A 9,046-nucleotide genomic window follows, 5' to 3' on the forward strand; every position below is an offset into this window, starting at 1 on the left:
CGGGCCCTCCGGGGCCCGGCACGAGGGGAGCGACCCCCTCGTGCACCCCCAGGGCCCCTACAGGGCCGGCAGGAGCGGCCTGCGGCCGCCCGGATCCTCTCGGTGTGTACTCGTTCCTGGCGCTCCATCATTGCCGCCGCGAGCCGCCGCACAAGCCCCTTCGGGGCCGGCTCCTCCGAGATTTTCGGCACGCGGTCGCTGCGCTCCCTTATTTCGCGCCGAAATTCTCTCCACCGCCGCACTCCGTGTTGCTGCTGCGGCGCGCTTATTGCGGCACTGCTCCGCTTATCAGGAACGAGCCAACACAATGAATGAGGGGGAAAGGGACATGGACATGATCGAGAACGAGCTGGTGGTCTACAGCAAGCCGAGCTGCGTCCAGTGCAACGCCACCCACCGAGCGCTCGACGCCAAGGGCATCCCGTACCGGGTCGTCGACCTGAGCGAGGACGATGCAGCCCTTGAGTACGTCAAAGAGCTGGGATACGCGCAGGCTCCGGTCGTCGTCGTCGACGACCAAGACCACTGGGCCGGCTTCAACCCGATCGAGATCGACCGCATCGCAGCTCACCTGAGCTGACACCCAGGATCCAGAGGAGGCACAGACGATGGACACCATGCCCGAGGAAGAACACCCGTTCTACTCCCAGGAAACCGCTGCCGCCATGCGCGACGAGCTCGAACGGCAGCGCGACACCATCCGGCAGCTCCGCAAGCTCAACGACATCCTGCACCGCGAAGCAGACGAGCAGGCCGCCACCATCCAACAGCTCCGCGACGACATCGACGACTGGCGGAACCGTTACCTGCGTGCCATAGCCGGCGAACGGGGAAAAGCTTGACAGGCGCTAACGGTAATAGTACTATTAGAGGTAGAGAAAGAGGAGTGACATGTCGCACCGATTCACGTTCACCGTCACGGTCGAGCTGGAACGCGAGGAGGGCAAGTTTGCTGCTCGCGATGAGATGGCCGACCAGCTCCGCGAATGGCTGGAAGGAGCTGACGAAGGAACCGTCAGCGGCATCGGCGCGGACGGGGAGAGCAGCTACGCGGTCACGTCCTGGGAGGTCGAGGAGGCGTGAGCGACGCGAACTCCATCGACCGACCCGACTGGGCCACCGTGTGCCGCTGGGTCGATGCCGGCAAACCGGACCTTTCGCGAGTCGATGAAGCGCCGGCCAACGAGGAGGACGAGAACGACTGAGACCTCTTGATAAGCCCCAATAGTACTAATAGAGTCACTACCAAGGAGGACGTCATGACCACCATCACCACCGCAGGAAACCTGACCGCCGACCCCGAGCTGCGCCACACCCAGAGTGGGCGCGCCGTGGTCCGATTCACCATCCTCGAGAACCGTCGTCGCCGTACGGCAGACGGCCAGGGCTGGGAAGACGATGAGCCCAACCGGTTCCGCATCCAGGCATGGGGACAGCTCGCGGAGAACATCGCCGCCAGTGTTCACAAGGGCGACCGCGTGCACGTCAGCGGCCGCGTCATCACCGACCGCTGGACCGACAAGGACTCAGGGGAGACCCGCACCGCGCAGCGCGTCGACGCCGACGAAGTGGCGTTCTCGCTGCGATGGAACACCGTGACGACCACGAAGAACGACCGCCAGGCCGGCGCGCAGGCTCCCGCTGACGAGCCCGCCGCGACGGGCTGGGACGTCGTAGATATCCCTGAGGGCGACACCCCGTTCTGACCTGTGTGGGGCGGCGAGGGATCCGCTCACCGCCCCACAAGCAACCCCAGCATTAGTACCATTGCCCCTATTGGAGGTATCTACGTGACTGCTCGAATTCTTGCCCTGTGTAATCAGAAGGGCGGCGTCGGCAAGTCGACGACGACGTTCCACCTTGCCCGCGCGGCTGTGTTGGCCGGCAAGCGTGTTCTCGTCGTCGACAACGACCCGCAAGGCAACTTGACTTCTGTCGCCGCAGCCAAGGTTGTCGGTGATGACCAGGCTGGTCTGGCTGACGCGCTCAGCGCACGTGCACCCGAATCGATCCGCGACGTCATCGTGGCGGGCGTCTGGCCCGGCCTCGACGTCGTGCCGACGTCCGGTACGACCCTCGGCTATGTCCGTGACGAGCTCGTGCTCGCTGGGGCCGGCCGAGAGGGCCGGTTACGCGAAGCGCTGGCCACCGTGGCCAACGACTACGACCTGATCTTCATCGACTGCGCCCCTAGCCTCGACCAGCTCACCATCAACGGTCTCACGGCCGCTGAGGCAGTCACGATCGTGACACATTCGAAGCTGTTCAGCGCGAATGGCCTCGCGCAGCTTCTCGACACGATCGACAACGTACGCGAGTACTACAACCGCACGCTGCGCGTCACGGGCATCATCATCAACCAGCATGAGGAGCAGACCGTCAGCGGCCGCACCTGGCATGACGACCTGATCACCGCGGCCGCCGCACGGGGACTCACTGTCCTTACGCCGCCGATCCCGAAGCGCGTCGTCATCAGCGACGCTACCGAAGCCGCCCGCGGTCTCGACGAGTGGGGCAGCGCCGAAGCAACCACCCTCGGCGCGCTCTACGCCGACCACCTTGCGAGCATCGAAGGAGCCCTGTCATGAACCGCCACGAACCCCGTAAGTCGAGCTTGGCCGGATCAAACCCCGTCGCGCCGAGGACCGACGAGCCGCAACAGGTAGAGACTCCACCGGCTCCGTCTGCCACGCAGCGGCCGGCACGCGACACTGCACCGAACGAAGGTGTGAGCACGACGAAGTACCCACCGAAGGTGTCGTTCTACCAGGACCCAGCGGACACCAACCGGATGCGCGCTGCGATCCTGCACACGATGGCCCTAGAGAACTACCGCAACCTCTCTCAGTTCGTCGACGAGGCGGTCAGAGAGAAGGTTGAACGGCTCGAAAAGAAATACAACGGCGGTCAGCCGTTCGGATCCGCCGGCGCGGGTGAGCTGCCCCGCGGCCGCACGATGGGGGAGTGACAGCATGAGCAACTGGCAACGACTCAACATCACCGACGAGCAGATGGAAGTAGTCGCGCACCTGACTCTCAGACGAGACGCGACAGATGCGGAGCGGCTGCGCGAGATCTGGCCCAAACTGACTGCGGCCGAGGCTGCCGGCCGCCTTGCGGATGCCGTCGACAGCATCAACCGTGCAGCGACAGCCGCGACGGGCAAGCCTGGGCCTGTGATCGCCGGCAACGGCAGCTCCTTCGGGTCCGCCGTCGCTACCCCCGAGGTATACGTGCAGGTCATGGGCGAGCCTTACGCCGAGGTCCGCTGAGATGGTCGAGCTGGCGCCTATCGGGGAGCCAGAGAGGCGATCCTCTGAGCGCTAGCCATCGCGAAAATTAACCCCGGGGTTGACGCACCGTTTACCCTGGGGTTAATCTGTGAGCATGGAAACCGAGAACGATCCTTCGGCTCGCACGTTGAGCCCCGAAATGTTCCTTGCCCAAGTGGCGGATGCCGAACCGGGATGGTCCGTCGAGCACGGTGGCCCCGGGGGAGTGGTGGCGCTGTGCGCGGCGCTGCAAGAACAGCTCATGACCCAGTCTGAGCAGATCGCCGCGGTGCGGGTTGCGGCGATCCGGGAACTTCTTAAGACCCGCTCCGGGCGCGAGGTCGCGGCGATGTTCGGTGTCTCGCCGGCCGCGATCTCGAAAGCGAACAACGGGCCGGCATGGGCGGGTGCGGCATGGTGATGAACGCTTCTCCCGTGATCGTGAAGGTGCCTCACCCTGTCCAAGCGGGCGCGCTGCCGGCGACGCTCTGGGTCAGTCGCCGGCTGCTCAACTTCGCGGTCATGCTCGGCTTCCTCTGGGCGGTGCCTGTGGCGGTCGCGTCCTATCCCGAGCACACTGCGCTGTGGCTTGCGGGGATCCTCGGCGTCGTCCTCGTCGTCACCGTCGTGTCGCGCGTGTTCAGGCGCATCGAGCGCAACCGCATCCCGGGCGCGCTGCGCCTGTACGGCATGAACGAGATGCCGCGGCGCCCGTGGATACCGAACGCGATCGCCAACCTGGTTGAGATCGTCGTCGTCATCGTGGCGTTGCCCTACCTGATCTCCCGAAGTGACCAGTACGGCGTGCTGGCCGGCGTGCTCGCCCTGTTCGGTGCCATCCTCCTTACCTTCGGCGTCTTCAACGCCACTGCTGAACTGTGGAATCGGCTGCCGGGATGGAAATGGGAGGCGGTGCGCAGTCTCGCCGGTTCGCTGCCGATCGCGGTCACCCTCGCTTATGCCGGGCTCGCCGTTGCTCCCGACCCGTACGACACTGCGCCGCAATGGTTCTGGATCGGCCTGGTCATCGCCGCAGTCGGGCGGATCTTCGAGGCGATGATCCGCCCGTTCGGCCGGGAGGTCATCGAGAGTTTGGACGATGCCGCCGATGGGCTCACCGCCCGTGGCCACATCGCGCCGACGCTGCGCGACCGCAACCGCATGCGCGCAATGCTCCGCGCGTCGGCGATCGCGGTCGCGGTGCTCCTCGTCGGAGTGTTCGGGCTGTTTGTCTCCCTGTGATGCGCGTGGCCGCCGGTAACGATCGTTTCTGGCGGCCGGGGCGTCGACGTCGCGCAGCGCGCGACACGCCGGGCTCGGATCCACCGAAACTCGCCACCGAAAAGATTCCGCCGAAACCCCATGTCTTGACCGTTTTTGGTAGAATGGAAGAGACCCACGAGAGGAGCCTCTGATGGCTGCTGAGACGTTCGACATCGAGACCCGCTGGCCGGAGCTGTTCGCGCAGCTCGACGCGACGAAGCGTCGCGCCGTGGTGCAGTCGTTCGCTGCCGCCTGGCACGAGGGCTGGGAGCCGAATCGTGAGGACGTGGAGAACCTGACGGACTACATGCGCGGCGCGATCGACGCGAGCGAGTACGACCGCCGCTCGGCGGATGCCGCCAAGCGGCACCGCCGCGTGCCGGCCGTCGCGCGCTGACGCGCATGGAGACGTTCGACACCTGGGATTCGTACTTCTATCCCGAGCGGTACGTCGACGCGGACGGCTTCGACGACTACCCGCCCACGCTGCGGAACCTGAAAGACATCCGGGATCCGTACGAGCTGCACTATGCGGAGTATTCCGCGACGGCCCGCCGAGGAGCTGAGCTCTCGGCGGGCCTCGCGTCTGTGGAGCGGACGTACGACGCGGAGCACCTGCGGGCGATCCACCGGTACCTGTTCCAGGACGTCTACGCCTGGGCGGGGGAGTACCGCAGCGTCGACATCACGAAAGGGCGAACCGACTTCGCCAACGTCGGCGACGGGTCGATCGACCGCCGGCTGCGCGGCGTGCAGGCGCGCGTCGAGAGCGTCGACTGGTCGACGCTCGATCGTCGCTCGTTCGCCGAGCACTCGTCGGCCGTGTTCGCCGAGCTGAACATCGCGCACCCGTTCCGTGAGGGCAACGGACGCAGCTCGAAGATGTTCATGGAGCACGTCGCTGAACGGTCCCCGTTCGAGATGAACTGGGCGGCCGTGTCTCCCGCGGTCTGGAACCAGCGTTCCGAGCTGTCCGGGCCCGACCCGGCTACGCCGTGGTCACCGCCCGGCTGGGACACCCACCCCGAGGAGCTGCACGCCGTCTTCTACGCGATCGCCACCGAGCGGCCGGCGGCCGCCAAACCGGAGCTGAGCCCTGAGCTGCGCGAGCTGCGCGCCAGCCTCAGCGGCAGCTACCCCCGACCGGCGCAGGAGGCCACACGGAAGCCGTCGACCGGCCGGGTCGAGGAAGGCCGGCCGCGGGCCGGCTACGACGGCCGAGGATCCACAGGGAGGTCACGATGAGCAGCATTGTCGGCTACGCGCGTGTGTCCACGCGCGAGCAGGATCCGGCAGCGCAGGAGGCCGAGCTGCGCGCCGGAGGAGCGGTGCGCGTGTTCGTCGACCACGGGGAGTCCAGCAAGGTTCGTGACCGGCCCGAGTGGCTGGCCTGCCTCGACTACCTGCGCCCGGGCGACACTCTGCTTGTGCGTCGCCTGGACCGGATCGCCGGCAGCGAGAAGATGGCCATCGAGACCATCAACGAGCTACACGACCGCGGCGTGAACATCAAGAGCCTCACCGAGCCCGACATCGACACCACCACGCCGATGGGGCGAGCGCTGTTCGGCATCGTCGCCGTGTTCGCGCAGCTCCGCGTCGACACGATCCGAGACAACACCCGGCGCGGTCTCGCACATGCACGCAGCCAAGGCCGCGTCGGCGGCCGGCCCACAGTGATGACCCCCGAGCGCATCGGCGAGGCGGCGTTGATGCGCAGCCAGGACAAGAGCGTCGCGCACATCGCGCGCGTGCTCGGCGTCGGCGAATCCAGCGTCCGACGCGCGCTCGAGAAGTACGACCGTGACGGCGATGCCGTCACGGAGACGCGACGACGCGAGAACGCCGGCGCTCGCTGATCGGCTACCGCGAGTAGTTCGCCCGTTCCCACCGCGCAGCCCAGTTGAGCGCGTCGGCGGCGAACGTGTCGGGGTTGGGCTCACCGCTCGGGTCGAGCGCGCCTCCCGCCGCCGACAGGAAGATGTTCAGCGCGCTCTCACTGATCCCCACGGCGTACTTCCCGTCGACACCGAGCATCGCCTCAACACGACCGTCAAGGATCGTCTGACGCGCGCGCGGGTCGCCGTCCATCGCGAGAGCTGCAAGCTTCGCCATCGAGAGCAGAGCCACGAACTGGTTGGGCCGATCGGCCCACCAGGAGCCGAACCATTCGGTCACCGCGGCGGCCGCCGCGGCATCCCGTCCGGTCGGGTCGGAGCTGGGAGAGTCGGGAGTGTTCGTCATCGGTGGTCGGTCCAATCTGAATCGCAAGGATGAGCACCCCACCCTAACTGCGTGATCGCAACCATGCGCGCGGCGAGGCCGTGCACATGCCGCACATACGAAGCCGCACCGTCCCTCAGAGAGGCGACGGTGCGGCTTGTGTGCGGGCGGACTATCGGGGTCCCGCTGTCCACCTGTGGGCAGGCTGAGCCCGGAGGTAGCTCGGGCTGTCCACAGGTGGTCAGGGGGCAGCGTCACGCACCATCCTGCACTGCATCCGAGGGCGACTGCGTGCCCTCGGATGCAGGCGAGCTGCTGGCAGGCTTGCGTGCTGCGCGACGGCGAGTACGTGACTTCTTGTCGGGCTCGGCGAACCCGATCTTGCGCAGCTCGACGTCGGTCCAGCCGACCGCCAACGCGGCGCTGTACGCCTTCACATCGTCGCGCTCGGCAGCGCCGATCCGCTCGGCGATGCGTGCTTCCAGCTCGGCGCGTTCGCGCTCGGTCTTTTCGCGAATATCGGTCACGGTCTGGCGTGCGTGTGCGAGCGATCGAATCGCATCGAGACGCTGCGCCTGGGCGCGCTCCGCGCGTGCGACTGCTTCATCAGGTGTGAGTGTCTGTGCCATGCCCTCATCCTACGAAGCTGCTGCCGTTTTGTCGCCTGCGGCGACGGTGCGCTGCGCGCGATCACGGCTGCGCCGTGAGTCTCCCCGCTGTCGCGTTGAGACATCCTGGTTTGTGCCCCGGGCGGAGCAAGCTATAGGAACAGGTGACCTGTTCCGCTTTTTCGGCTAAACTGCCGTTAGCCGGTCCCCGCGAAGGCGGGGTCGCTGCGCTGGGCCTGGGAGGTGACGGAGTTGGTCGAGAACGACGCGAACGGGCCTGCGGGCCGCAAGTCGACTCGTCGTCGTCGCGTTCCCGGCGGCCGTCAGACGAAGCACATCGTGCGCGTCACCCCGGAGGAGGAAGGGCAGCTCATGGCGCGCGCCCTCCGCTACGGGGTTTCCGTGCCGAAGCTGCTTGTTGATTCGGCACTCGCGGGCGATGCCAGTACGGCAGCCGAGAATGCCTCCGTGCGCGATGCTCTCATCACGGAGTTGTTCGGCGCGCACCGTCTGCTGGCTAACATCGCCAACAACGTGAACCAGATCGCGCGCGTGGCGAACTCGACCAAGCAGGACATTCCCGCGGAGACCAATGCGACTCTCGCAGCCGCGCGCCGCACGGCCGATCGGATCGACGCTTTGGTGGATCAGCTCAGCGAGGCGCTGCGATGATGCCCAACGTCGTGCGCGGCGATCGCATGGCCGGCCTGATGACGTATCTCGTCGGCCCGGGGCGGGCGAACGAGCACACCGAACCGCACCTTGTCGCGGGCGACTCGGCGCTGCTCGCATGGCACGATGACAACGAGCTGGGCATCGATGCCGCGAAGTCGATCGCCCGTCACCTGGACCGGCCGCGCAGCGCACGCGATGTCGAGGTCGAGGGCGGCCACGTGTGGCACTGCTCGCTGTCTCTGCGCGCCGACGAGGGCGCGTTGACGGACGAGCAGTGGCACGACATCGCGAACGACTTCATCCGCGCGATGGGCTTCGACAGCAACGAAGGTACGAAGGCCCCGTGCCGGTGGGTTGCCGTTCGACACGGGGTGTCGAAGAACGGCAACGACCACATCCACATCGCCGTGAACCTCGTCCGCGAGGACGGCACCAAGGCGTCCGTACACAACGACTTCAAGCGCGCGCAGACAGCCACCCGCGCGCTGGAAGTCAAGTACGGGTTGGAGCAGTTGGAGTCGGTACGCGCCGAGCGTGCCACCCGCGGCTACGACCCCGCCGAGCGTGAAGCGCAGGCGACCTCTCGGGCGAAGGCTCGACACGAGCGCGACCGCCTCACCGTCGACGGCGTGGGCCCTGGCTGGGACGAGCTGGCCGGGGAGGAGCGGCGCGCGAAGATCGCTGCCGAGCTGCGCACCGATCAGCCCCGCTACCTCCTCGCCTTGAAGGTGCGTGGCTGCGCGACCGCGAGCGAGACCGAAGGCGAGTTCGTGCGCCGGATGCGGCAGGCCGGCCTCATCGTGCGGCCGCGCTTCGCGGACGGCTCCACCGACGTCGTGACCGGCTACTCGGTCGCCGAGCGACCGCAGCACGGCGAGCGTCCGATCTGGTACGGCGGCGGCAACCTCGGCCGCGATCTGACCCTGCCTCGGCTGCGCACTGACTGGCCCGATTCGGCGGCCGGCGCGAGCGAGGCGGCCGCCGAGTGGACCGCCGCGAAGCGCG

At 67.1% G+C, this 9,046-nt stretch carries 17 protein-coding genes; 15 read left to right on the forward strand and 2 right to left on the reverse strand.

All coding sequences use genetic code 11. The features are described from left to right. The first annotated feature begins 334 nt into the window (after positions 1 to 334). From nrdH to L978_RS13955, 13 genes are all read left to right on the forward strand, one after another. Positions 335 to 580 (forward strand): glutaredoxin-like protein NrdH, encoded by a 246-nt coding sequence (nrdH, locus tag L978_RS13900; protein ID WP_047523911.1) that lies wholly within the window; start codon positions 335 to 337, stop codon positions 578 to 580. Between the two features lie 28 nt (positions 581 to 608). Continuing rightward, entirely contained in the window at positions 609 to 842 is a 234-nt protein-coding gene (locus tag L978_RS13905; RefSeq protein WP_047523899.1) for a hypothetical protein, read from the forward strand. A gap of 49 nt (positions 843 to 891) precedes the next feature. Beyond that, positions 892 to 1,083 (forward strand): hypothetical protein, encoded by a 192-nt coding sequence (locus L978_RS13910; RefSeq protein ID WP_047523900.1) that lies wholly within the window; start codon positions 892 to 894, stop codon positions 1,081 to 1,083. Beyond that, positions 1,080 to 1,205, forward strand: coding sequence for a hypothetical protein (locus L978_RS19235; protein ID WP_269429717.1), 126 nt, complete (start codon positions 1,080 to 1,082; stop codon positions 1,203 to 1,205). The genes L978_RS13910 and L978_RS19235 overlap by 4 nt, the downstream gene beginning before the upstream one ends. Before the next feature lie 54 nt (positions 1,206 to 1,259). Then, entirely contained in the window at positions 1,260 to 1,706 is a 447-nt protein-coding gene (locus L978_RS13915) for a single-stranded DNA-binding protein (protein WP_052193767.1), read from the forward strand. A gap of 84 nt (positions 1,707 to 1,790) precedes the next feature. Then, positions 1,791 to 2,588: a ParA family protein gene (locus L978_RS13920; RefSeq protein ID WP_052193770.1), complete on the forward strand. Its 798-nt coding sequence runs from the start codon at positions 1,791 to 1,793 to the stop codon at positions 2,586 to 2,588. After that, entirely contained in the window at positions 2,585 to 2,968 is a 384-nt protein-coding gene (locus L978_RS13925; RefSeq protein WP_047523901.1) for a ParB family protein, read from the forward strand. Before L978_RS13920 ends, L978_RS13925 begins: the two co-directional genes overlap by 4 nt. Before the next feature lie 4 nt (positions 2,969 to 2,972). Beyond that, positions 2,973 to 3,272: a hypothetical protein gene (locus L978_RS13930; RefSeq protein WP_047523902.1), complete on the forward strand. Its 300-nt coding sequence runs from the start codon at positions 2,973 to 2,975 to the stop codon at positions 3,270 to 3,272. Positions 3,273 to 3,387: 115 nt separating this feature from the next. Beyond that, positions 3,388 to 3,693 carry a hypothetical protein gene (locus L978_RS13935; RefSeq protein WP_156118304.1) on the forward strand — a complete coding sequence of 102 codons (306 nt, stop codon included), beginning with the start codon at positions 3,388 to 3,390 and terminating at the stop codon, positions 3,691 to 3,693. Then, a complete protein-coding gene (locus L978_RS13940) occupies positions 3,687 to 4,514 on the forward strand; it encodes a hypothetical protein (RefSeq protein WP_047523904.1) in 828 nt (275 codons plus the stop codon). Before L978_RS13935 ends, L978_RS13940 begins: the two co-directional genes overlap by 7 nt. A 172-nt stretch (positions 4,515 to 4,686) precedes the next feature. Further along, positions 4,687 to 4,932: an antitoxin VbhA family protein gene (locus L978_RS13945; RefSeq protein WP_047523905.1), complete on the forward strand. Its 246-nt coding sequence runs from the start codon at positions 4,687 to 4,689 to the stop codon at positions 4,930 to 4,932. Positions 4,933 to 4,937: 5 nt separating this feature from the next. Continuing rightward, positions 4,938 to 5,780, forward strand: a complete 843-nt coding sequence (locus tag L978_RS13950) for a Fic/DOC family protein (protein WP_047523906.1) — start codon at positions 4,938 to 4,940, stop codon at positions 5,778 to 5,780. Next, positions 5,777 to 6,394, forward strand: a complete 618-nt coding sequence (locus tag L978_RS13955) for a recombinase family protein (protein WP_047523907.1) — start codon at positions 5,777 to 5,779, stop codon at positions 6,392 to 6,394. Before L978_RS13950 ends, L978_RS13955 begins: the two co-directional genes overlap by 4 nt. A gap of 4 nt (positions 6,395 to 6,398) precedes the next feature. On the opposite strand, the gene L978_RS13960 is transcribed toward L978_RS13955, so the two are convergent. Both L978_RS13960 and L978_RS13965 read right to left on the reverse strand, forming a co-directional pair. Then, positions 6,399 to 6,779 (reverse strand): hypothetical protein, encoded by a 381-nt coding sequence (locus L978_RS13960; RefSeq protein WP_047523908.1) that lies wholly within the window; start codon positions 6,777 to 6,779, stop codon positions 6,399 to 6,401. Between the two features lie 233 nt (positions 6,780 to 7,012). Then, a complete protein-coding gene (locus L978_RS13965) occupies positions 7,013 to 7,387 on the reverse strand; it encodes a hypothetical protein (protein WP_047523909.1) in 375 nt (124 codons plus the stop codon). Between the two features lie 231 nt (positions 7,388 to 7,618). On the opposite strand from L978_RS13965, the gene mobC reads away from it, so the two are divergent. Both mobC and L978_RS13975 read left to right on the forward strand, forming a co-directional pair. Continuing rightward, positions 7,619 to 8,038 (forward strand): plasmid mobilization relaxosome protein MobC, encoded by a 420-nt coding sequence (gene mobC, locus L978_RS13970; protein WP_047523914.1) that lies wholly within the window; start codon positions 7,619 to 7,621, stop codon positions 8,036 to 8,038. Then, positions 8,035 to 9,046, forward strand: a 1,012-nt coding sequence (locus L978_RS13975) for a relaxase/mobilization nuclease domain-containing protein (protein ID WP_047523910.1), incomplete at its 3' end; no start/stop codon positions are given. The genes mobC and L978_RS13975, both read left to right, overlap by 4 nt.

The sequence above is a fragment of the Microbacterium sp. ZOR0019 genome (assembly GCF_000800925.1).
Lineage (GTDB): Bacteria > Actinomycetota > Actinomycetes > Actinomycetales > Microbacteriaceae > Microbacterium > Microbacterium aurugineum.